Raw genomic sequence first — 20,098 nt, 5'->3', positions numbered from 1 at the left:
GCGAACCGCTGTTCCACGGAGGCAGCTGAAGAGCGAAGATGAGACATGAACCCGGCGAAAAGACAGCGCGGTTCCTTTCGCAATATCCTGAGCGGCATCGTTGCGACGATCGCCGCCCCTGACCGCCCAGCGAAGCGCGGCATGAGCACCGCCACCCCGTCAACGGTCGCCGAATGGCCGCTGCCGCCGTCGGCGACGCTTGGCTCCTCCTTGCGCCTGAAGGGCATCGAACGCGAAATCCGCGCCAGGCTGCCGTGGACGGTGAGGAAATTCGCCAGGGTCGAGACGGGCCGCATCGTGTTGCGCATGCCGCAAGCCGACGCGGATGCGTTCCAGGCCGCATCGGCGATCATCTCCGACACGCTGGAGGGGATCGAAGCCCTGGCCGTGCTTCCGCGAGAGGCGGAGGACATTCTCGCCATCTCTGCGCGCGAGCGCCACAAATGGCTGAAGGATGGCCGCCTGAAGAGCATCGGCACGCGCACCGTGAAGATGCGCGGGCGATCCAGGAAGGTAGCCTTCCATGTCTTCGACCCACGGCACATCGAGGACATTCTCGATCGTGACCTTGCGGCCACCTGGCGGGAGGACGATGCGCGGGAAGTGTCCGAAAACAGACGGCGCGGGGCCGGCAAGGCGGCGCTCACTCGTGCAGGCAAGCGGACGGACAAGGCTCGCAAGACCAGAAATCCGGCAAAGGACGATGCTCCAGCGCCAAGGCTCAAAGGCTGGGACGCGTTCGAGGCGGAAGGATTGCTCCGCTAAGGGGCTGCTCTCAGCCGCTTTGGCCCGCGAGACCGAACGCCGAAATCCGGGGCACTGTCGGGAACGACCCTGGTCGTTCGTCCTATGGGTGCCAGGCGCAACGATCGAACCCGACCGATTACCCATCTGGAGCCTTTCCAATGACCCCCACCATCACCGCCTTTGCACGATCCCCCGACCGCGGCAGCGGACAGGCACGCGACATGCGCGTTCGCTGGGCACTGGAGGAAGTGGGCCAGCCCTACGACGTTCGCCTCGTGTCGTTCCGCGCGATGAAGGAGCCTGCGCACCGTGCGCTCCAACCTTTCGGACAGATTCCGACCTATGAGCAAGATGATCTCGCGCTGTTCGACTCCGGCGCGATCGTGTTTCATATCGCCGCGCGCCATGCGGGCCTGCTGCCCGATGACGCGAATGCCCGAGCCCGCGCGGTCATGTGGATGTTTGCCGCCGTCAGCACGATGGAGCCGGCGATCGTCGAACGGGAAGTCGCCGTGCTCGTTGAGGGCAAGGAGAGCTGGCACGAGCAGCGCCTGCCCATGGTCGAGGATCGTATTCGCGGTCGCCTCGGCGAACTCTCCGACCGGCTCGGCGATGCTGAGTGGCTCGACGGTGCCTTCAGCGCCGGCGACCTTCTGATGATAATGGTGCTGCGCCGGTTGAAGCGGTCGGGCTTGCTGGACGAACACCCAAACCTCGCCGCCTATGTCGCGCGCGGCGAAGCGCGGCCCGCCTTCCAGCGCGCCTTCGCCGCCCAGCTGGCGGTTTTCACCGCCGCATCGAGCGACGGATGACGTCAGGCGAACATTGCCGCTGCCGGCGGCGGGTCGCGGTCGTCAGGCAGCGGAACGGGAGCGTATCCGACATAACGGGCGCTCAAGCGTGCCTGCCCTTTCGAACGTGACCGCAGTGTCTCCTCCAATTCGAACGTGGTTGCCAGCGGCACCATGGCGTTGATGACAATGGCGACATCGCGGGTTTCCTCTTCCCGGATCTGGCCACGGCGGCTTTTCAATTCGCCGATGATGCTCACGACAAAGTCCGCCGGCGTCACCACTTCGACCTTCATGATCGGCTCCAGCAGTTTTACGCCGAGATGCGGAGCGGCTTCGCGAATGCAGGCGCGACCGGCGATTTCGAAAGCAAGGGGCTCGATATCGTGCCAGGCGGCATCCACCAGGGTCGCCTTGACACCGATCATCGGAAAGCCCGCAAACGGCCCCGCCGAGAGGACGCTGCGCAGCCCTTTTTCGACCCCTGCAATACAATCGTTCGGAACCGCAGAGCCGACGATGCTGGACGCAAGCGCGAAGTCCGGTTCATACGCGTTCGGCTCGAACATGATCCTGACGCGGGCGAACTGACCCACGCCACCGGACTGCTTGTTGTGGGTGTAGTTCTGCCGGTGGCTGCGGGTAATCGTCTCGCGATAGGCCACCTGCGGAGAGCCGATATTCACATTGATTTTGAACTCAGCGCGCACGCGGTCGATGATGTTGTCGAGCTCAAGTTTACCCATGAAGGCGATGATCGTCTGGCCCGATTCCTCATCCCGCTTGACGTTGAACCAGGGATCCTCGTCCGCCAGCTTCGACAAGGCGATATGCAGTTTCTCCTGATCGGCTTTCGATTTTGGCTCGATCGCGATTTGCAGCAAAGGCCATGGCGCGGCGGGCGTTTCCATGACGTTATGATCGCAGTTTGGCCAGATGTCTGCAACGGGAGAGGAAAGGCGCCGCCGTCTCCCTTCTCAGCTTCTCAGAGCTCGGCGCCTCCTACGAATAAGGCAGGTGCGCTTACGGATATTTCATCTGACTTGCGCCTGCCGAACTTGTATCGCCCTGCAACTCCTTTGGCAGGGGACGGCTCGAGCATTGCAGATGCACATTGCGGGCAAACAGTTTTCGCTGTTTCTGCTCATGCTCCTTGACGGCTGCTATGAGCCCCAATCCATATGGGCCGAGTGCTGCGAATTCCCAACCCGGGTGCTGTTTTTCGCGAAGCTCGTAGTCTGAAGCCGCCGCCCGGGCCTGCTGGCATGCCGGCGATGCCCATTTCTGGTCCTGCTGCGAAAGCGACGCTCCATAGTCGACCGGAGAGGTCGCGCACCCAGCCGCTGTCGCGGCCAATGCGGACATTGCAAGTCTCACCGCAATTCCCATCCGGAAGCCCTTCCCGACCATTGTGGAGAGTGGACGGAACTCTTGCCCTCACAAAGAGATCGTTCTGATAAAGCAGCCCGGGACGCGGTTGCACCAGGCCGGCGCATACAATCGCGAGCCGGGTGGCTGCGATCGGTCGCCCCTAGCTCCGCAGTCCCGGCGCTTCCTGTCCTGTCCTCTCCACATACTCCGTATAACCGCCGCCATAGGTGTGAATACCTTCCGGGGTCAGTTCCAGCACACGGTTGGAGAGTGCCGCCAGGAAATGCCGGTCGTGCGAGACGAACAGCATGGTGCCTTCATATTGCGAAAGCGCCTCGATCAGCATCTGCTTGGTGGTGATGTCCAGATGGTTGGTCGGCTCGTCGAGCACCAGCAGGTTGGGCGGGTCGAACAGCATCAGCGCCATCACCAGCCGCGCCTTCTCGCCGCCCGACAGCACCCGGCATTTCTTCTCGATCTCGTCGCCGGAAAAGCCGAAGCAGCCGGCGAGTGCCCTCAGCGGCGCCTGGCCGGCCTGCGGGAAATTGTGTTCCAGCGTCTGGAACACGGTGCGCTCGCCTTCGAGCAGTTCCATGGCGTGCTGGGCGAAATAGCCCATCTTCACGCTCGGCCCCCGCGCCACCGTGCCGGTGTCAGGATCGGAAGCGCCGGCCACCAGCTTCAAAAGCGTCGACTTGCCGGCGCCATTGACGCCCATGATGCACCAGCGTTCGCGCCGGCGGACCTGGAAGTCGAGCCCCTCATAGATGGTACGGCTGCCATAGGCCTTGTGGACGTTCTTCAAGGTCACGACATCCTCGCCGCAGCGCGGCGCCGGCTGGAACTCGAAATTCACCACCTGGCGGCGCTTGGGCGGCTCGACGCGGTCGATCTTGTCGAGCTTCTTCACCCGGCTCTGCACCTGCGCGGCATGCGAGGCGCGCGCCTTGAAGCGCTCGATGAAGGCGATCTCCTTGGCCAGCATCGCCTGCTGGCGCTCGAACTGCGCCTGCTGCTGCTTGTCGGCGATCGCCCGCTGCTGCTGGTAGAATTCATAGTTGCCCGAGTAAGCGGTGAGCGAACCGGCATCGATCTCGACGATCTTGTTGACGATGCGGTTCATGAACTCGCGGTCGTGCGAGGTCATCAACAGCGCGCCGTCATAGCCTTTCAGGAACTGCTCCAGCCAGATCAGGCTTTCGAGGTCGAGATGGTTGGACGGCTCGTCGAGCAGCATGACATCGGGCCGCATCAACAGGATGCGGGCCAGCGCCACGCGCATCTTCCAGCCGCCTGAGAGCTTGCCGACATCGCCGTCCATCATCTCCTGGCTGAAACCCAGCCCGTCGAGCACCTCACGCGCCCGGCCGTCGAGCGCATAGCCGTCGAGTTCTTCGAAACGGTGCTGCGCCTCGCCATATTTCTCGATGATCTCGTCCATCCGGTCGGCCTGGTCGGGATCGGCCATGGCGGCCTCGAGTTCCGCCATCTCGGCCGCCACCTCGCTCACCGGCCCGGCGCCGTTCATCACTTCGGTGACGGCGCTGTGGCCCGCCATGTCGCCGACATCCTGGCTGAAATAGCCGATGGTGACACCGCGATCGACCTGCACCTGGCCCTCGTCCGGCTGCTCCTGGCCGGTGATCATGCGAAACAGCGTCGTCTTGCCGGCGCCGTTCGGACCGACAAGGCCAACCTTCTCGCCTTTCTGCAAGGCAGCCGAGGCTTCAATGAAGACGATCTGTCGGCCGTTCTGCTTGCCGATGCTTTCAAGTCTGATCATGGGTGGTCCAGGAAGCTCAAGCGGATTGGAGGATTTGCCCGCGCCCTTACGCGAATGACAGTGCGGGGGGAAGAGGCAGAAGCGCCGCAGATAGCCGATCTTCCCCTTGCGGGGAGATGGCCGGCAGGCCAGAGCGGGGGCGCTGTCCCGCCGCCCCTCTGGCCGTCGGCATGTGCGGAAGCGTTAGTAACTATGGCAACGCCTACGAAGTTGGTGATCCTTCGCGCCCCCCTCTGCCCTGCCGGGCATCTCCCCCACAAGGGGGGAGATTGGCAGCTTCAGCCTCCCGGAAACATTCCGGAAACAAGATTCAACACTTCAGAAAAACTGAGGAAAACATCAGCAGGCATATGCAGCGCGCGGCAACCGAACAGCGGTCGCCACATCAACGCGAAGGGATGGTCCCAATAATGCAACGACGTTCGACCGAATGGATGGGTGCCGTAGCCGGCATTTCTCTCGCCATGCTTGCGGTCGCACAGTCGGGCGCGGAAGCGGCGGTTACCCGGAGCGAATATTGCAGCCGGCTCGGTCTTCAACTCGACGGAGCCATCCGGACCAAAGCCGCCCCCGGTGCCAATGCGAGCCGGATCGCCCAGGCAACGGCCCTCCAGGACAGAGCGAACCGGTTCTGTACCGAGCGCAAGCAGGCGCAAGGCATCCGGACCTACGCCAACGCCTTGAAGCTTCTGGGCGTGACGCCGGTAGACCTCGACCAGTGACGGCAACCTTGACTTCCTCCCGGAAAAAGCCGCCACCCGCAGAAGCCCGCAAAAACAATCACTTACGGCAATTGTACGATTCAGACCGTGAAACACACAGCGTCACCTCCGGGGCGGTGCTTGCCGTTCAAGACATCACCACGGCGGTCCCCTTGCCGGTGGCAGGAAAGCCATCAGCATGAATCGGGTGTCGGCGCGCAGCGCACCATGCGAGCATCGATCCATCACGAGGATCGGCCATGCTCACGCTTCACGATTATCTGCCGTCGCAAAATGGCTGGAAAGTCCGGGCCCTGCTTGGGCTGCTGAAGATCCCTCACCACACGCGCATCGTCTCGATTTTCGAGGGCGAGAGCCATACCGACGCGTTCCTGGCGCTCAACCCGGCCGGTGCGGTTCCCGTGCTTCAGCTCGAGGATGGCAGCGCCATCGCCGAATCCAATGCGATCCTCACCTACCTTGCCGAAGGCACGCCCCTGCTGCCTGATGACCGTTACCGGCAGGCGAAGGTCATGCAGTGGCTGTTCTTCGAACAGTACAATGTCGAGCCCGTCATCGGCTCGCTGCGCTTCTGGACCCTGACCGGACGACTTGAGCGCAACCTGGCCATGGTGGCCGGCAAGCGCGAAGCCGGAGCACGAACGCTCGCCGCCCTGAACCGCAGCCTTGGCGAGACGCGCTTCCTCACCGGAAACGATCTCACCATCGCCGACATCGCCGTCTATGCCTACAGCCACCGCGCCGAGGATTGCGGATTCCATCTCCCGGACTATCCGGCATTCCTCGCCTGGACCGGCCGCGTGCGCGAAGCAATCGGCCCCGGCTATCCCGTCCACCCCTATGGCATCGACCCACATTCCGGAGCCTGAGGGCTCTACTTCTTGCCCTGTGGGTGGATCGTCTCGCCACGCTTCAGCATCGCGACGAAAGTCTCGATCTTCTTCCTGCGGCCGGCCTCTGTCTTCATGTTGTGGGTGCGGAAGGCGAGCGCGAAGCGGTTTTGCGCGCTGAGTTTTTCAAACATCGCCCTTGCCTCGGGTTCGGCATCGATCGCCGCCTGCAGATCGTCGGGGATCTTCATCTCCTTGCCGCTGCCATAGGCGCGCGCCCAGCGCCCGTCGGCCTTGGCCGCCTCGACCTGCTTGAGCCCATGCTCGGTCATGCGGCCCTCCTCGACCAGCCGCGCGACATTGTCGATGTTGATCTTGCTCCAGATGCTCTTCCTGCCGCGCGGCGTGTAGCGCTGCAGGAAGCTGTGCTCGTCGAGTCCCTTGCGCACCGCGTCGATCCAGCCGAAGCACAGCGCGACGTCGATGGCCTCCTTGGGCGTTATCGACTTCAGCCCCGATCCCACCTTGTGCACCTTGATCCACACTTCGGTTTCCGTCGCGTGATGCTGGCCGAGCCAGGCATGGAAACTCGCGGCATCCGGAAATTCCCGGACCTTGCCGGGATCGACCTTGACCGGCGCCATCAGGCGGCCTGCCTGTTCGGTGTTGGCGTCACTGTGATCTTGCCTCCGGCATCATGCGATTTCCGGCATTATTGCATGTTTCACTGTCAGCTTTCGTCAGCAGCGGGACACGCTGCCGCGAAGCAACGGAACGCACCAACCGCCGTCGCGTTGCGGCAAGAGTGCAACGCCCAAGGAGATCGCCATGGCAATACAAACCATTTTTGCCCATGTCAGTTGCTCCGACCTGAAGGCCAGCATCGGCTGGTATGAAAAGCTCTTCGGCAAGGCGCCGCTGCGCCAGCCGATGCCGGGGCTGGCCGAATGGCAATTCACCGAAAGCGCCGAGGTGCAGCTCTTCGAGGACAAGGACAAGGCCGGCACCTCGACGCTGACGCTCGGCGTGCTGCCGCTGGCGCCCGAAAGGCAGAGGCTGGTGGAGGCGGGCCTCGAACCCGGCCCGATCGAAGAAGCCGACGATTTCTGGATCATGCGCATGCGCGATCCCGACGGGAACCTGGTGGTGTTCGCGAGCGCACTGCGGGACTAGAGCAATTCCAAGAAAAGTGCGTAGCGGTTTTCCGTCCGTAAAAACAAAGAGTTAGAGCGGGTCAACGATTCTATCGCTGAACCGCTCCAGGAATGCCGGAATGCCGCTGGGCATATCCCTCCCGCCTCGAAGGGCAAGATGCCTATGCCGGTGGCGGCGCTGCCGGCGTCAATCCGTGGCGACGCATGATCTCCATCATCTTGGCCTTGTCCGGCGGTCCGCCGGCGGCAGCGTTGAGCAGGCCGAAGGCCTCGCGGAAATAATCCGGACCGATCGCCGCTGGGGTGATGACGCACAGCGCCTTCGCATCCGTGGTGCCGTTATTGTCGAAGCGGTGAACCGCGCCGCGTGGAATGCACAGTGCCTCCCCTGGCCCAACCTCGATCGGCCTGCCGTTCACGGTCCAGGTCAGCATGCCGTCGATGCCGTAGATCGTCTCCTCGTAGTGATCGTGGCTGTGCGCCGGCGCGGGCAAGCGCTGTGCGCCGGGCACCATCAGTTCGAAAGTGGCGACGCTGCCGTTCGAACTCTCGCCCGACACCAGGAAACGAACCGACAATCCCTTGGTACCGATGGTCTCGTCGGCTGGATTGACCTGAAGGTCCATGGCTGGCATTGCGCAAACTCCTCCGGTAAACTACATTTACTAGCAATCAGTAAACTCAATTTACCAAGCGGTCAATGGCCACATCCACTGAAGTTCTGCAGACCAAGACCGATGATCTTTTGATCGGCGCCCTGCTGCGCGTGTCGGCCCAGGCGATCCAGCGCCGGCTGATCAAGGAGCTCAACGCCGCCGGCTTCGACGAGTTGCGCCTGCCGCACATGGCGGTGCTGCAATTCCCCGGCCCCGACGGCGCGCGGCCCGGCACCATTGCCGAGCGTGCCGGCATGAGCAAGCAGGCCATCAACCAGCTGCTCAGCAGTCTTGAAGCCTATGGCTATCTCGTCCGCTCCGACGGCGAAGGCGGCGCGCGCGTCGTGCGGTCCACCGAACGCGGCCATGCCGCCTTCTGGAAAATGGTCGATATATTGCGCGACATCGAGGAGGAGTGGTGCACCGAACTCGGGCCGGAGCGCTTTGCCCAGCTCAAGGCGCTGCTGTTCGTCGTCTGGGACAGCCCGCTGGTGCGCTGAACGAGCGGCGCGCATCGACAAGGCACTCGGTTCCGCGCGTTGCCGTTCTGCGCCGTTGCGCTTCACCATCGACATGCATCGGGTGGCTGTCGCCCGGCCTATTGCAATTGCGGCTTCTTCAGGAAGCTGCCGCGGTCGGCGGATTTGACGCGCAGCCAGGTCTCGCGGCCATCGCGCACGACGCGCATCGGGATCTCCGCACCCGCCGAGCCGCTGTCCCACAGCTTGCGATAGAAATCAGCGAGCCCGTCGACCGCGCCGTCGCGCACCTCGGAAATGACATCGCCTTCCCGCAGGCCGGCCTTGGCGGCCGGGCCGCCCTCGGTCACGCTCATCACCACCACCTTGCCGTCGCTTTCGGCCGACAGCGCGCCGAGCCACGGACGCGGCGGCTTGGCCACCTGGCCGCGCGTCAGCAGGTCGTCGAGGATGGGCGGCAACAGGTCGATCGGCACCACCATGTTGATGTCGGCGACCTCGCCGGCGCGGCTCATCTGCAGGCGCAGCGAGCCTATGCCGAGCAGCGTGCCGTCGGCGCCAAACAGCGGCGCGCCGCCCCAGGAGGGGTGCGCGGGCGCGATGAAGATCGCCTCGTCGAGCAGATACTCCCAATAGCCGGCGAATTCCTGCTTGGTGACGATCCTGGCCTCCACCGCCCGGCCGATGCCGTCGGCAAGCACGACCGCGTCGCCGATCCTGGCCTTGCCGGCATCGCCCAGCGCAACCGCCGGCAGGCCGACCGGCGCCAGCGCCTGGACAAGGCCAAAGCCCGATTCCTGATCATAGGCCAGGGCGTGCGCGGGGATGACGCGGCCATCATGCGAGGTCAGCCAGACCTCCTCGGCCTCGGTGATAAGGTAGCCGATGGTCAGCACCAGCCCGTCATCCCTGATGACGACGCCGCTGCCTTCCCGCAGCGTGCCCAGCGCGCCGGCCGTGAAGGCATCCTCCGGCACGGTGGCCCGCACGGCGACGACGGAGCGCGGATTGGGATTGATGGTCATGCTTTTGTCCTGCGATGCAAATGCCCTGGCGGCTTCTCCTATAGGTATGCCTCGGGGGGCATGGTGCAAGGGGAGAAGGGAAGAAGCCCCAGCGCCACATCAACAATAGTTCAACACAAGTTGAACTTCCACCTCGCCAACCCTAGTTGTACAGCGACCTATTCATTCCTCCCCACCGCCCGAGGCTCGACATGACCGATTACACCCCGCCGAAAGTATGGACCTGGAACAAGGCAAATGGCGGCGCCTTTGCCAGCATCAACCGACCGATCGCCGGGCCGACGCATGACAAGGAACTGCCCATCGGCAAGCACCCGCTGCAGCTCTATTCGCTGGCGACGCCGAATGGCGTGAAGGTGACCATCATGCTGGAGGAGCTTCTGGCCCGCGGCCACCGGGGCGCCGAATACGACGCCTGGCTTATCCGCATCAACGATGGCGACCAGTTCGGCAGCGGCTTCGTGGAGGTCAATCCCAACTCCAAGATCCCCGCTTTGATGGACCGCAGCGGCGCCACTCCGGTGCGGGTCTTCGAATCCGGTTCCATCCTGCTTTATCTCGCCGAGAAATTCGGCGAATTCCTGCCTGCCGAGCAGCCGGCCCGCGCGGAAGTGCTGTCCTGGCTGTTCTGGCAGATGGGCTCGGCGCCGTATCTGGGCGGCGGCTTCGGCCATTTCTATGCCTACGCGCCGGAGAAGATCGAATATGCTATCGACCGCTTCTCGATGGAGGTGAAACGTCAGCTCGACGTGCTCGACCGGCGGCTGGCCGAGGTGGAATATCTCGGCGGCAAGGATTACACCATCGCCGATATGGCGGTCTGGCCTTGGTATGGCGGACTGGCGCTCGGTCGGCAGTATAATGATTCCGCCACTTTCCTGTCGGTGCAGGATTACAAGAACGTGCAGCGCTGGGCGAAGGCGATCGATGCACGTCCGGCGGTCAAGCGCGGCCGCATGGTCAACCGCGCCTTCGGCGAACCGGCCATGCAGCTGCACGAGCGCCACGATGCCAGCGATTTCGAAACCAGGACGCAGGACAGACTGGCGGCGGAGTGAGCTGAACGGACGACGCGCCGGCCTCCCCGTGCGGGAGGTCAGCCGCTTCAACCCACAGCTCTCTGCTCGACGGCCGATATCCATAGCCGGTCGATGTCGGCAAGAACCGTCTCGTCGATCTCGTCGAGATGGTTCCAGTACATGCCGTCCTCATAGAAATAGCCGAGATCCTTCTCGACCTGTTCGGCCTTTTCGGCCTGGTCGAGTTGAATGGTTCCCAGAATTTCCGCTTTCATTTCGGCGATCCGCGCCGGCGACAGGCCGCCGAGCTGGTCAAAGGCGAGGCTGGGAAAGACCAGCCGGCTGCGCGGCAGGTCGGACAGGTTGATGCACAGGCAGTCGTGCTTCAGGGCCTGGACAAGCAGGCGCGCCGACTTGGCCTCGAGGTTGCGCAGGGTAACGTCATCGCGCAAAGGGTCGGCACGGCCGATGCCATAGAAATGCGTCTTGCCCGGCTGGTCGTAGATCATGTCGCAGCCCAGGAATGCCAGCACATCCGGCTTCTGGCTGTGAATGGTCCAATAGGCTGCCGTCAGCGCCATCGTGGCGCCGGCATAGACGAAGCCACCGAAGGCGTTCTGGGCCGGGACATACTGCGTGGCGCTGAATATCTGAGCCTGCCGCAAGGTCGCGTCGTGAGGCAGGCGGTTCGGCGGGAAATCACCGGCATGGACGAGGAAATCCCAGTCGGGGCGCACGCGCCAGGCATTGTTGATGGCGACGATCCGGCTGAAGGCCTGCTTCGGCCAGGGCTCGCAACGCACCGCGTCGGGCGCGCTGCCAAGCAGAAGGATAATGCGGGCGCCCTCGCGAACATTCATCTCGGCTGGCTGGATGGTCATCGAAGGGCTTTCAGGTCTCAGCCGAGCGACAGGTCGCGCCTGCCATCGTCTGCCGCCTCGGGCGCAGCTGGCGCGGGAAGTTTCGCACGAGCGCAACCATGCACCTTGGCGGGCCGCTTTGCCAGCCCGGCCACGCGGCTGGTACAGACGATCCATGCCCACCCAAGGCCTGGTTCAACAAGCCTGTTTCAAAAGGGATTCAAAAAGGAAAGCCCGTCACAGGACCGTGACGGGCTTTTCCAAGGCGGGCCTGCGATGCAACTCAGTGCAGAACCTCGACGATCTGACGCGTGTCGGGATCGACCAGCACGGTCTGGTCATTGATGACCGCAACGCGGTACTTGACGTTCGGCACCTCGCGCAGCTCAACCCTGTCCGGTACCGGCGAGCCGAGCTTAAGTTCGATGCCCAAAAGGTTCACCGACGCCAACGGCTCCTTCTTGACGTATTCGCGTACGACTGTCTCCTGTTCCGGCTGCAGGACAACGGTTTCGGCCAGGGCCGCACCAACGCCGCCCATCAGAATGATCGCAGCAGCCGCACTTGAAAGATAATACTTCATAACAACCTCCTTGTCGGGATATCTGAAAGCCACCCTGCAAGGAAACTCCATCGCCGCTCCGAAGTTCCATCCGCAATTTTGGAACAAATGTGGCTATCGCAAGATCACAAGATGGCTTCTATTGATAGCATCAGCGAATATGCTTAAAATTCGCATCTAAATTTCGTGGATTACAGATACGGAACAATCGGAGATGGAACACAAGGTTCCCTTCCCGGAACAGCACAGCCGTGCTGCGTCGATGCTGAACCCGCTGTCCTGCCTTAGCAACAGCTAACGTGGAGCGTGCGGTGTCGTTCCAGGTGCCACAACCCTGTGCACAAAAAAAAAAAAAAGGCCCGCCCTGCCGGGAGCAGGACGAGCCTTCAATAACCGGCGGAGGTGGCAACCTCACCGGTCGCATCGGGAAACGCCCGCTTCGGCTTATGGTTCCACCGACAGGCGGCGTGGCCTGCCGGTGTGATGCAACCACGTCGTCCTAATTCCCCCGAAGGAGGCAATGTGGCCCCCGACCTTGCGTGATTTTTCCCGCTGATGTCTGTCGTCATCGCGCTGATGGTGCCCTTGCAGGGATTTGCGGGCGCACTGGCCGAATGGATGGTGGATGAGGTAGGGCTGCGCTTACAGCCAGCTCGGCAAGATCGCCGTGCCGACCGGCGGACCACAAGATCGGCCATCTCGGCCACGGTCCAGGCCGAGCCCGGGCGTCAGAACGAGACACCGTCCCGATGTAATGGCGGGACTGCGTCGATCGAATCCTGGCTCCTTACGGCATCTTGTGCGCGCCTATGGATCAGCCCCACGACGAGCACGAAATATCCGACCTGCAGGACAACCAGGGTCACCACCGTCCAGGTGAGCGCCTTCCAGAAGGAACCGGTGGCCATATAGGTCCAGACCGCGACAAGGATGGTCGTCGCCGACATCCCCACGAGAAACCGCCCAACATACATCGACGCCCAAATCGCCGAACATTCCAATTCGGCCGATTCCCCTGCCCGAATTCCCGATACCCGCGCCCAACGTTTCATTATTTTAGCAGCTACGCAAGTATGTGACCGGCCCGGTAGTGGGTCAGTTTGAAATCCAGCCTTTGAAGTGGCGCATGGCAGTGCCATATTCCTGGCATGAACCCCAAAATACAGATCAAGGCTTGGATCGTCCCCGTTTGGACCGAGAATGAGCCACCCATGGCTTTTTGCTGGATCGCGGGATATGGCGCCCCAATCGAGGCGCAAGAGGCAGTAAGGCGAAAAATAGGGGAAGCCAACATTGGCAGCCCGTCCCCCGTATCAAATCCCACCGCTGACAAGTTGGGGGTCCAGCCAGGCGAGGTTTGGTTACTATGACCGGTAAGCACCCAAAGCGCCCGCGCGATGCCAATCAGTTGGCGAAATCGATAGTAGATCTCGTTACGGGCGATACCGCCGAACCTGTCGATGACGGCAAAGACCCGGCGGCTGTCGGAAATTTCAAACTGACCCACTACGACCGGCCCCTATAGGATCGGCTTGGCGCCGACTCTCGAAATTTGTTGCACCCTGGCCCTATCGGGAGCAATTTGCTGCTCACGGACCGGGCAAAAACAAGTCCGATGGGGATTGGGAAATGACGCTCAAGCTGATCGGGGCCGGTTTCGGCCGCACCGGCACGTGGTCGACCTTTGCCGCGCTGAACAGGCTCGGCCTGCCTTCCTACCACATGCAGGAAGTCATCATGAACAAGGCCAACAAGGGCCATCTCGACTTCTGGCGCATGGTGGCCAACAGTCCGCCCGGCACCCAGCACGACTGGAACCGGGTGTTCGCCAACTATACGGCCACCGTCGACAATCCCGGTTGCTGCGTATGGCGGGAACTGCTCGTGGCCTATCCCGACGCCAAGGTGTTGCTGACGCTGCACCCGCGCGGCGCCGAAGCCTGGTACGAGAGCACGATCGACACGATCTATTTCACCAACAATGTCTGGCAGTTCAAGATCCTGGAATGGCTGACGCCGTTCGGCTGGAAATTCGGCGACATGTCGAAAAAGCTGGTGTGGGGCCGCGCGCTCAAGGGCGTGATGGACGATCGCGCCAGGGCGGTGGCCCGCTACAACGCCTATATCGACGAAGTGAAGGCCGCGGTGCCGCCCGAAAAGCTGCTGGTCTACAAGGTGACCGAAGGCTGGGGGCCGCTGTGCGATTTTCTGGGCGTCGCCGTGCCCAACGATCCCTTCCCCAACCTCAACGACCGCGAAACGATCAAGAAGATCATCCGCGACATCATCAAGGGCTCCTACATCATGCTGGGGCTGAGCGTGGCGGCCGTCGCGGCGGTGGTCGCCGCATTATGGTTGTGGCTGCGGTAGCCCGCCACCAAGGCAGACGGCAATCCGTGATAGGCCAGGCCCGTACTCGCGAGTGCGGGAACAAACGCCGGCAGCCCGAGTTTTGCCTCCAGTCTTCACAGGTATTGGAGGCCACAATGGCACCGCGCGGCAAACCCCGCACCGACGATGATGACGGCCCGCAGGCGGATAGCCCGACCATCGAGCAGCAGGATTGGGACGCGGTCAAGGGCGGCCAGATCCTGCCTGATAGCGTGCCGGAAAACGGCGACATGCGCTACGGCACCGAGAAAGAAGGCGACCTGCCGCAAGAGGATGACGACAACCCCTACCAGGAGAGTGATGAGGCCCTGCCCGACGACGAGGAAGAAGCCGCGATCACGCGAAACCCGACCCGAGAGGGCCGGTTCGACGAGACGTGACTGAACTTCGAAAAATCCCTGCCGTCCCCGCAATGTTCGCGTAATGCCTTGGAGCTACCCCCGGCCGACAATAGCCGTTGGCGCGTCGCCTTTTTGCCCGTCCAACGCCCGCATTCGCCTCTCAACAAGGTAAAGGCTTTATATTGCAATTGGCTAAAATAGCGGAACGTCCAATGGACATTGCCGGAACCGAACAGGCCCCCTCGGACCTTTGCGTGCGCGACCCAAGACCTTAGTCCCAGAAGAAAACGCAAAGGGCCGATGAGGGCCCCTCCTCCGGGAACATCCGGCCCCTGCCGCCGTTTGCAAAGGTCTGTAAACCGGGCTCATCCCTGGAGGGAGCGTGATGTCCCATCGGTCCATCATCATCAAGACAGGTCACGGTCCGGGCACGGCGGTTGCCGTGCTGGCGGTTGGGCTGGTGGTGGTCGGCATCGTGTTCCTCGTCCTGGGCGGCGCGCTCTATTTCGGCGAACAGCCGTCCAATCAGCATGCGCTTTCCTCCGTGCCGGCCCGATCAGTGCAGACGGCCGATCGTGCGGCGGAAAACTGATGAAAGCGCGGCAGGCGGCGCGGTCGCCTTGCAATAAACATTAGATATTGCGAATATAATGATCAACCGGCCAGTGCCAGAAGCCGGCTTGGCCCGGTGTGCCTTTGTTTGCACCTGGTCGCCGGGCCACTTTTCCTGCCCGCCGGCGACGCGCTCAGCGCGCTATCTTGCCGTCCTTCGCCACCGCCTTGCCACGTCGATCCACCGACCGCTCCTTTGCCACGGCCGCGACCGCTTGGGCACGTGCCGCGCCCGCATGGCGACGAAGTCGGCGCTGGCGCCAACCACGATGCCATGGCCTTCCAGCCCCAGCGCCTTCGCGCTTCGGCGAAGCAGGCGTCGGATCCGCGCTGCTGTTCCTGCCTATTCCGCTTTCGCGGAAGTTTCAAACATCAGCCAATGTGCAATGGTGTCGTTGCGGCGGTACGAGCCGCCCTGGTTGACGCGGGCGCCCAGCACACCCCAACATGCGCCCCCCGCCCGCGTCGGCCATGGCGTTCAGCGCCATACAGCTTCTCAAGCGTGGCGTCGGCCAGCCTGCCGGCCAGGCGCGCCGGCGCCAGACCGACCGGCCGTGGCAGGTCCTGTGACACCAGCCCGGCGGGCGAGCCGGGCGCCAGCCGGAAATCCTGCGATTGCGTCGCGTTGGCGCCGGCAAGCGCCAGCCCGGCGGGGTCGAAACCGCGAAGCGGTAGGCGCCGGGCGAGCGGATCACGGCGCTGGCCGACGACGTCGACTGATTACTTCAGCTCCACCCACACCGGCGCATGGTCGCTGGCGCCGTCCTGCCCGCGCACCTCGCGGTCGATGCCCGCCCCGTTCAGCCGGCGGGCGAGCGTCTTCGACAACAGGATATGGTCGAGCCGCAGCCCGGCATCGCGCGGCCAGCGGTTCCGCCGGTAATCCCAGAAAGTGTAGAGCGTTTCCTTCGGATGTTTCTTGCGCAGCGCATCCGTCCAGCCCTGTTCGAGCAGGGCGGCGAAGGCGGCGCGGCTTTCCGGCTGCACCAGCGCGTTGTCGTCATAGGAGCGGGTGGCGTAGATATCGCGTGGCTCGGGCACGATGTTGTAGTCGCCCGCCAGCACCACCGGCAGGCCGGTGTCGAGCAGCTGTTCGGCATGCGCTTCCAGGCGCGCGTGCCAGGCGAGCTTGTAGGTGAATTTCGGCCCCGGCCGAGGGTTTCCGTTCGGCGCATAAAGGCAAGCGACGACGATGCCGTCCACCGCCGCTTCGATGTAGCGGCTCTGCCGGTCTGCATCGTCGCCGGGCAGCGCATCGCGGGTCAGGACGGGTTCGGATCCTCGCGCGAGTATGGCGACGCCGTTCCAGGTCGGTTCGCCCTTCCACACCGCGCCATAGCCGGCCGCGGCGAGCCTGGTCAGCGGAAACTGCGTGTCGCGCGCCTTCAGCTCCTGCAGGCAGACGACATCGGGTTTTGCCGTCGCCAGCCACGCCAGCAGGTTTTCGAGCCGGCTGTTGATGTTGTTGATGTTGAAGGTGGCGAGTTTCATTTTTGAATGCCGAAGGCGACCCTCGCTTCGTCATCCTCGGGCTTGACCCGAGGATCCATGCCGTGACCCTCGCCGTGGAACGCGGCGGGGCAAAACTCCGAACCTTTGCATCGCCTTGGCGTCACGGCATGGATCCTAGGATCTGTGCGCGTCGCTTCGCTCCTTGCTCAGCCCTAGGATGACGACAGTGATTGTCGCGCCACCCATGCCTTCACCGTGTCCGCCACCGTCTTCAGATGATCGGCGGTGGAGAAACCCGAAACGCTCTTGCGCGGCTTCAAATCGTGGTCGCCATCCTCCAGCCAGATCACCTTGATGCTGTCGGACAGCCCATAACCCGCCACCTCGTCCTTGGTGCCGAACTCGTCGCGCGTGCCTTGAAAAATCAGCGTCGGCGTCTTCAGCCCGGTGAGATGCCTGGTCCGCAGCTGCTCGGGCTTGCCCGGCGGATGGAAGGGGTAGCCGAGGCACACCAGCCCGGCGATTTCGCCCTTGGCAAGCGTCTCGTCGGCGACCATGGAGGCGACGCGCCCGCCCATCGACTTGCCGCCGATGATCAGCGGACCGGCGACGCCCCTCGCCCTCAGGTCGGCGATCGCCTTGATGTATTCCGGGTTCACCGTCTCGGCGCGCGGCGGCGGCTTGCGGTGGCCGTAGCGGCGCGCCGCCATATAGTGGAACTCGAAGCGCGCGACCTGGAAACCCGCGGCGGCCAGCGCCTTGGCGGTGGCGGTCATCGGGGGCGAATCCATCGACGCCCCGGCACCATGGGCGAGCAGGATGGTGACGGGCGCGGTTTCGTCGCCGTCGAAGAGGAAGCTGGTCATGGGGTGATGACTCGCGCGACGCCGACGCTGCTGATCTCCCCCCTAGTGGGGGAGATGCCCGGCAGGGCAGAGGGGGGCGCGAAGGAATGCCAGCCTTCGGTCAAATATCCAAGAGGCGGATTCCTTTGAAAAAGGCCGATCTGTCGGCGGGGCAGCGCCCACCTCTGCCCTGCCGGACATCTCCCCCACAAGGGGGGAGATTGGCTGTCATCTCGGCCTTCGCCAATCATGCTCACACCGCCGTCCGCGCCAGTTGCATGTCGACGAACTGCACGCCCTTGGCTGCAACCCCGGCCCATTCGGACTCCGCGTCGAGCTCAAGATACCGCACCCAATTTCGCCGTGCCTCAACCAGATTGCCGGCATCGAACTCCAGCCTGGCCAGGTTGAACACCGGGTCGGCATAATTCCTGTCGAGCGCGATCGCCTTCTGCAGGTGCCTTCGCGCCGAAGCGTCGCGGCGCTGCTCGCTCATCAGCCCGGCGAGGTTGAACCAGGCCTCGACGAAGGCCGGGTCGAGTTTTATGGCGCGGGCATAGTCGTGCGCCGCCTCCGCCACACGCCCACCGGCGCGCAGGCAGTTGGCGCGGTTGAACGCGGCGATCGCGTCGGTGGGGTCAATGGCGAGGCAGCGCTGGTAGAGCGCGGCGGCCACGTCATGGTCGCCGCCCTCCTCCGCCGCTTCCGCCTCGGCGAACAGCTCTTCCAGCGTGTCGTCGCCTTGCGCGGCCGCGCCGAGATCGAACAGCAACTGGCCGTCGAGCTCGCTCTGGCCGCCTTCGAGATAGATCGCGTCGGGCCGGCCATGCTGCGAACCGACATTGAGCGACTTGGCGGTGAGCGAGGCGACCGGGCCGGAGCGGTGCACGGAACGCGCGATGGCGCCCCACGTCGCCCCGCCGGCGACCAGCCCGGCATATTTGCGCGCCAGGATCAGGTCGCGGAAGGAATAGGGTTCCGCGTCGTGCTCGAAGGCATCGAACAGCGACAAAAGGTCAAGGTCTGCGCCGGAGAGCCGCGATTGCTCGATCAGCGATTGCCTGGACAGGGACGACGCTTCCGGCGCCTTCATCAGGCCGAGCAGGCGCAAAAAGCCGTTCTCGCTGATCAGCGTGCGCCCGGCCGCCTGCTCGGCGGCGATGCGGCGCTCGATCCCGGCATCGCCGTTCCTGGTCAGCCCCGCCTTGGCAAGCAAAGTCCGGCCGAACACGATATGCGTGGTGCGCCTGGTGATGCCGCGCCGGAGCTGGCCGTGCTGGCGCTCGACCTCGCGCGCGGCGAGCCGCAGCGGAAACGCCGCCAGCGCGCCGATCGTGCCGAAGACGGCGCCCGGGACCGAGACGGCTGGTGCCGTCATTTCTTGCTCTTGCCGACCGCCTTCAGCAGATTGGCCTTCAGCGGATTTTCAGGCGCACCGCCCGCTGCCGCCTTCTTGGCGGGCTTGGCGGGCGCCTCCTCGGCCTTGCTCTTCGACTTGGCCGGCGGCTTCGACTGCGACAGGCTCGCCTTCAGCGCATCCATCAGGTTGATGACATTGCCGCGCTCGGGCGCTGCCGCGATGATTGGCTTGTGGCCCTTGAGCTTCTCGCGGATCATCGACATCAGCGCGATCTCGTAGCGGTCCTCGTAGTTCTTCGGGTCGAAGGTGGTTTCCTTCTGCTTGATCAGCGCTTCGGCGAGTTCCAGCATTTCCGGATCGGGCTTGCCGGCCGGGATGTTGCCGAAATACTCAGCCGTGCCGCGCACTTCGTTCGGATTCCTCAACGTGCACACGAACATGCCGTTCTCGCGCGGGCCGATCGTCACCACCCGCTCGCGGCTGGACAGCACCAGCCGGGCGATCGCCAGCTTGCCGGATTTGCGCATCGCTTCGCGCAGCACCGCGAAGGTTTCCTCCGCCATGGCGCCATCGGGGGCCAGGTAATAGGGCGCGTCCTGGTAGATGACATCGACCTCGCCTTCGTCGACGAAGGCCTCGATGTTCATCGTATGGTTGGACTCGATGCGCACCGCGTCGAGGTCGGCGTCATCGATGATGATGTACTGCTTGTCCTCATACTCGTAGCCCTTGACCAGATCGGCGCGCTCGACGAGCCCCAGTTCCGGGTCGACCGGCTTCATGTTGATGCGGTTGTGGGTCTTCTTGTGCAGCTGGTTGAACGAGATGCGTTCGCTGGCGCTGGTGGCGGGATAGAGCCGCACCGGACAGCTGACCAGACTGAGTTTGAGGTAACCTTTCCAACTTGCCCTGGGCGCCATGATACACTCCTACGCGGCCATGCACTGACAATGTGTTGGAGCATGGGTCTTGTCCAAAAACCGGTTCCCACTTTTGGGGACCATGCTCCAAGCAGCGCTGTTCGTCCGCAGGACGAATAAGGCTGCGCAAATCCTACACCGGCCCCGCACGATACCGGCAAATCCTGACGAAATGTTT

The 20,098-nt window shown here is 63.4% G+C and carries 24 protein-coding genes and 1 pseudogene; 11 read left to right on the top strand and 14 right to left on the bottom strand.

The genetic code is table 11. The features are described 5' to 3' along the window. Window positions 1–141: 141 nt before the first annotated feature. Window positions 142–765 (top strand): hypothetical protein, encoded by a 624-nt coding sequence (locus tag FJ934_RS19545; protein WP_246671571.1) that lies wholly within the window; start codon window positions 142–144, stop codon window positions 763–765. Between the two features lie 140 nt (window positions 766–905). Continuing rightward, window positions 906–1,559 carry a glutathione S-transferase family protein gene (locus FJ934_RS19540; RefSeq protein WP_140611441.1) on the top strand — a complete coding sequence of 218 codons (654 nt, stop codon included), beginning with the start codon at window positions 906–908 and terminating at the stop codon, window positions 1,557–1,559. A gap of 2 nt (window positions 1,560–1,561) precedes the next feature. Here the strand turns inward: FJ934_RS19540 and fusA are convergent. The 3 genes and pseudogenes from fusA to FJ934_RS19525 all read right to left on the bottom strand — a co-directional run. Beyond that, window positions 1,562–2,431, bottom strand: a pseudogene (gene fusA, locus FJ934_RS19535) (elongation factor G); the annotation flags it as partial. 130 nt (window positions 2,432–2,561) lie between these two features. Further along, window positions 2,562–2,927: a hypothetical protein gene (locus FJ934_RS28475; protein WP_140611517.1), complete on the bottom strand. Its 366-nt coding sequence runs from the start codon at window positions 2,925–2,927 to the stop codon at window positions 2,562–2,564. A gap of 142 nt (window positions 2,928–3,069) precedes the next feature. Then, complete coding sequence (locus tag FJ934_RS19525; RefSeq protein WP_140611437.1) at window positions 3,070–4,692, bottom strand: ABC-F family ATP-binding cassette domain-containing protein; 1,623 nt, start codon at window positions 4,690–4,692, stop codon at window positions 3,070–3,072. A gap of 410 nt (window positions 4,693–5,102) precedes the next feature. On the opposite strand from FJ934_RS19525, the gene FJ934_RS19520 reads away from it, so the two are divergent. Both FJ934_RS19520 and FJ934_RS19515 read left to right on the top strand, forming a co-directional pair. Beyond that, window positions 5,103–5,414, top strand: a complete 312-nt coding sequence (locus tag FJ934_RS19520) for a hypothetical protein (RefSeq protein WP_181165689.1) — start codon at window positions 5,103–5,105, stop codon at window positions 5,412–5,414. A gap of 239 nt (window positions 5,415–5,653) precedes the next feature. Further along, window positions 5,654–6,283 (top strand): glutathione S-transferase family protein, encoded by a 630-nt coding sequence (locus tag FJ934_RS19515; RefSeq protein WP_140611435.1) that lies wholly within the window; start codon window positions 5,654–5,656, stop codon window positions 6,281–6,283. A 5-nt stretch (window positions 6,284–6,288) separates the two neighbouring features. On the opposite strand, the gene FJ934_RS19510 is transcribed toward FJ934_RS19515, so the two are convergent. Further along, window positions 6,289–6,888, bottom strand: coding sequence for a YdeI family protein (locus tag FJ934_RS19510; RefSeq protein ID WP_140611433.1), 600 nt, complete (start codon window positions 6,886–6,888; stop codon window positions 6,289–6,291). A 184-nt stretch (window positions 6,889–7,072) separates the two neighbouring features. Here FJ934_RS19510 and FJ934_RS19505 point away from each other — a divergent pair, with 184 nt between their 5' ends. Next, window positions 7,073–7,417, top strand: a complete 345-nt coding sequence (locus tag FJ934_RS19505) for a VOC family protein (protein ID WP_140611431.1) — start codon at window positions 7,073–7,075, stop codon at window positions 7,415–7,417. Between the two features lie 142 nt (window positions 7,418–7,559). Here FJ934_RS19505 and FJ934_RS19500 read toward each other — a convergent pair whose 3' ends face one another. Continuing rightward, window positions 7,560–8,033: a cupin domain-containing protein gene (locus FJ934_RS19500; RefSeq protein ID WP_140611429.1), complete on the bottom strand. Its 474-nt coding sequence runs from the start codon at window positions 8,031–8,033 to the stop codon at window positions 7,560–7,562. A gap of 65 nt (window positions 8,034–8,098) precedes the next feature. Here FJ934_RS19500 and FJ934_RS19495 point away from each other — a divergent pair, with 65 nt between their 5' ends. Further along, entirely contained in the window at window positions 8,099–8,554 is a 456-nt protein-coding gene (locus tag FJ934_RS19495; protein ID WP_140611427.1) for a MarR family winged helix-turn-helix transcriptional regulator, read from the top strand. A gap of 98 nt (window positions 8,555–8,652) precedes the next feature. On the opposite strand, the gene FJ934_RS19490 is transcribed toward FJ934_RS19495, so the two are convergent. Next, window positions 8,653–9,558 carry a S1C family serine protease gene (locus FJ934_RS19490; RefSeq protein WP_140611425.1) on the bottom strand — a complete coding sequence of 302 codons (906 nt, stop codon included), beginning with the start codon at window positions 9,556–9,558 and terminating at the stop codon, window positions 8,653–8,655. A gap of 191 nt (window positions 9,559–9,749) precedes the next feature. On the opposite strand from FJ934_RS19490, the gene yghU reads away from it, so the two are divergent. Then, on the top strand, window positions 9,750–10,616 hold the full coding sequence (gene yghU, locus FJ934_RS19485) for a glutathione-dependent disulfide-bond oxidoreductase (protein ID WP_140611423.1): 867 nt from the start codon (window positions 9,750–9,752) through the stop codon (window positions 10,614–10,616). Window positions 10,617–10,663: 47 nt separating this feature from the next. Here yghU and FJ934_RS19480 read toward each other — a convergent pair whose 3' ends face one another. From FJ934_RS19480 to FJ934_RS28070, 4 genes are all read right to left on the bottom strand, one after another. Then, window positions 10,664–11,458, bottom strand: coding sequence for a hypothetical protein (locus tag FJ934_RS19480; protein WP_246671570.1), 795 nt, complete (start codon window positions 11,456–11,458; stop codon window positions 10,664–10,666). A 262-nt stretch (window positions 11,459–11,720) separates the two neighbouring features. Beyond that, entirely contained in the window at window positions 11,721–12,020 is a 300-nt protein-coding gene (locus FJ934_RS19475) for a DUF1236 domain-containing protein (RefSeq protein ID WP_140611421.1), read from the bottom strand. A gap of 707 nt (window positions 12,021–12,727) precedes the next feature. Beyond that, entirely contained in the window at window positions 12,728–12,946 is a 219-nt protein-coding gene (locus FJ934_RS19470) for an exopolysaccharide production repressor protein (protein WP_319022913.1), read from the bottom strand. Window positions 12,947–13,062: 116 nt separating this feature from the next. Next, entirely contained in the window at window positions 13,063–13,506 is a 444-nt protein-coding gene (locus FJ934_RS28070) for a hypothetical protein (RefSeq protein ID WP_181165688.1), read from the bottom strand. Window positions 13,507–13,628: 122 nt separating this feature from the next. Between FJ934_RS28070 and FJ934_RS19460 the strand changes: the two genes are divergently transcribed. From FJ934_RS19460 to FJ934_RS28695, 4 genes are all read left to right on the top strand, one after another. Beyond that, on the top strand, window positions 13,629–14,369 hold the full coding sequence (locus tag FJ934_RS19460) for a sulfotransferase family protein (protein ID WP_140611417.1): 741 nt from the start codon (window positions 13,629–13,631) through the stop codon (window positions 14,367–14,369). Between the two features lie 116 nt (window positions 14,370–14,485). Further along, entirely contained in the window at window positions 14,486–14,770 is a 285-nt protein-coding gene (locus FJ934_RS19455; protein WP_140611415.1) for a hypothetical protein, read from the top strand. 346 nt (window positions 14,771–15,116) lie between these two features. Beyond that, window positions 15,117–15,323 carry a hypothetical protein gene (locus FJ934_RS19450; RefSeq protein ID WP_140611413.1) on the top strand — a complete coding sequence of 69 codons (207 nt, stop codon included), beginning with the start codon at window positions 15,117–15,119 and terminating at the stop codon, window positions 15,321–15,323. A 467-nt stretch (window positions 15,324–15,790) separates the two neighbouring features. Beyond that, the gene (locus FJ934_RS28695) at window positions 15,791–15,913 is read left to right on the top strand and encodes a hypothetical protein (RefSeq protein WP_264296524.1); all 123 of its coding nucleotides are present in this window, start codon (window positions 15,791–15,793) and stop codon (window positions 15,911–15,913) included. Between the two features lie 150 nt (window positions 15,914–16,063). Here FJ934_RS28695 and FJ934_RS19435 read toward each other — a convergent pair whose 3' ends face one another. From FJ934_RS19435 to FJ934_RS19420, 4 genes are all read right to left on the bottom strand, one after another. Further along, window positions 16,064–16,834, bottom strand: coding sequence for an exodeoxyribonuclease III (locus FJ934_RS19435; protein WP_140611411.1), 771 nt, complete (start codon window positions 16,832–16,834; stop codon window positions 16,064–16,066). Between the two features lie 173 nt (window positions 16,835–17,007). Continuing rightward, window positions 17,008–17,661 carry an alpha/beta fold hydrolase gene (locus FJ934_RS19430; RefSeq protein ID WP_140611409.1) on the bottom strand — a complete coding sequence of 218 codons (654 nt, stop codon included), beginning with the start codon at window positions 17,659–17,661 and terminating at the stop codon, window positions 17,008–17,010. A gap of 232 nt (window positions 17,662–17,893) precedes the next feature. Next, window positions 17,894–19,018 carry a tetratricopeptide repeat protein gene (locus FJ934_RS19425; protein WP_140611407.1) on the bottom strand — a complete coding sequence of 375 codons (1,125 nt, stop codon included), beginning with the start codon at window positions 19,016–19,018 and terminating at the stop codon, window positions 17,894–17,896. Then, window positions 19,015–19,920 carry a Ku protein gene (locus FJ934_RS19420; protein WP_140611405.1) on the bottom strand — a complete coding sequence of 302 codons (906 nt, stop codon included), beginning with the start codon at window positions 19,918–19,920 and terminating at the stop codon, window positions 19,015–19,017. The genes FJ934_RS19425 and FJ934_RS19420 overlap by 4 nt, the downstream gene beginning before the upstream one ends. Between the last annotated feature and the right edge of the window lie 178 nt (window positions 19,921–20,098).

The sequence above is a fragment of the Mesorhizobium sp. B2-4-12 genome, from assembly GCF_006441575.1.
Classification (GTDB): domain Bacteria; phylum Pseudomonadota; class Alphaproteobacteria; order Rhizobiales; family Rhizobiaceae; genus Mesorhizobium.
The sequence above is the reverse complement of the archived record's forward strand: the minus strand, read 5'-3'. Positions and strand labels throughout refer to the sequence as shown.

Bases quoted from the DNA above. Each gene is read 5' to 3' on its own strand.
- FJ934_RS19545 (WP_246671571.1), top strand. From the start codon at position 142: ATGAGCACCGCCACCCCGTCAACGGTCGCCGAATGGCCGCTGCCGCCG.
- FJ934_RS19540 (WP_140611441.1), top strand. From the start codon at position 906: ATGACCCCCACCATCACCGCCTTTGCACGATCCCCCGACCGCGGCAGC.
- FJ934_RS28475 (WP_140611517.1), bottom strand. From the start codon at position 2,927: ATGGGAATTGCGGTGAGACTTGCAATGTCCGCATTGGCCGCGACAGCG.
- FJ934_RS19525 (WP_140611437.1), bottom strand. From the start codon at position 4,692: ATGATCAGACTTGAAAGCATCGGCAAGCAGAACGGCCGACAGATCGTC.
- FJ934_RS19520 (WP_181165689.1), top strand. From the start codon at position 5,103: ATGCAACGACGTTCGACCGAATGGATGGGTGCCGTAGCCGGCATTTCT.
- FJ934_RS19515 (WP_140611435.1), top strand. From the start codon at position 5,654: ATGCTCACGCTTCACGATTATCTGCCGTCGCAAAATGGCTGGAAAGTC.
- FJ934_RS19510 (WP_140611433.1), bottom strand. From the start codon at position 6,888: ATGGCGCCGGTCAAGGTCGATCCCGGCAAGGTCCGGGAATTTCCGGAT.
- FJ934_RS19505 (WP_140611431.1), top strand. From the start codon at position 7,073: ATGGCAATACAAACCATTTTTGCCCATGTCAGTTGCTCCGACCTGAAG.
- FJ934_RS19500 (WP_140611429.1), bottom strand. From the start codon at position 8,033: ATGCCAGCCATGGACCTTCAGGTCAATCCAGCCGACGAGACCATCGGT.
- FJ934_RS19495 (WP_140611427.1), top strand. From the start codon at position 8,099: ATGGCCACATCCACTGAAGTTCTGCAGACCAAGACCGATGATCTTTTG.
- FJ934_RS19490 (WP_140611425.1), bottom strand. From the start codon at position 9,558: ATGACCATCAATCCCAATCCGCGCTCCGTCGTCGCCGTGCGGGCCACC.
- yghU (WP_140611423.1), top strand. From the start codon at position 9,750: ATGACCGATTACACCCCGCCGAAAGTATGGACCTGGAACAAGGCAAAT.
- FJ934_RS19480 (WP_246671570.1), bottom strand. From the start codon at position 11,458: ATGACCATCCAGCCAGCCGAGATGAATGTTCGCGAGGGCGCCCGCATT.
- FJ934_RS19475 (WP_140611421.1), bottom strand. From the start codon at position 12,020: ATGAAGTATTATCTTTCAAGTGCGGCTGCTGCGATCATTCTGATGGGC.
- FJ934_RS19470 (WP_319022913.1), bottom strand. From the start codon at position 12,946: ATGTCGGCGACGACCATCCTTGTCGCGGTCTGGACCTATATGGCCACC.
- FJ934_RS19460 (WP_140611417.1), top strand. From the start codon at position 13,629: ATGACGCTCAAGCTGATCGGGGCCGGTTTCGGCCGCACCGGCACGTGG.
- FJ934_RS19455 (WP_140611415.1), top strand. From the start codon at position 14,486: ATGGCACCGCGCGGCAAACCCCGCACCGACGATGATGACGGCCCGCAG.
- FJ934_RS19450 (WP_140611413.1), top strand. From the start codon at position 15,117: ATGTCCCATCGGTCCATCATCATCAAGACAGGTCACGGTCCGGGCACG.
- FJ934_RS28695 (WP_264296524.1), top strand. From the start codon at position 15,791: ATGCGCCCCCCGCCCGCGTCGGCCATGGCGTTCAGCGCCATACAGCTT.
- FJ934_RS19435 (WP_140611411.1), bottom strand. From the start codon at position 16,834: ATGAAACTCGCCACCTTCAACATCAACAACATCAACAGCCGGCTCGAA.
- FJ934_RS19430 (WP_140611409.1), bottom strand. From the start codon at position 17,661: ATGACCAGCTTCCTCTTCGACGGCGACGAAACCGCGCCCGTCACCATC.
- FJ934_RS19425 (WP_140611407.1), bottom strand. From the start codon at position 19,018: ATGACGGCACCAGCCGTCTCGGTCCCGGGCGCCGTCTTCGGCACGATC.
- FJ934_RS19420 (WP_140611405.1), bottom strand. From the start codon at position 19,920: ATGGCGCCCAGGGCAAGTTGGAAAGGTTACCTCAAACTCAGTCTGGTC.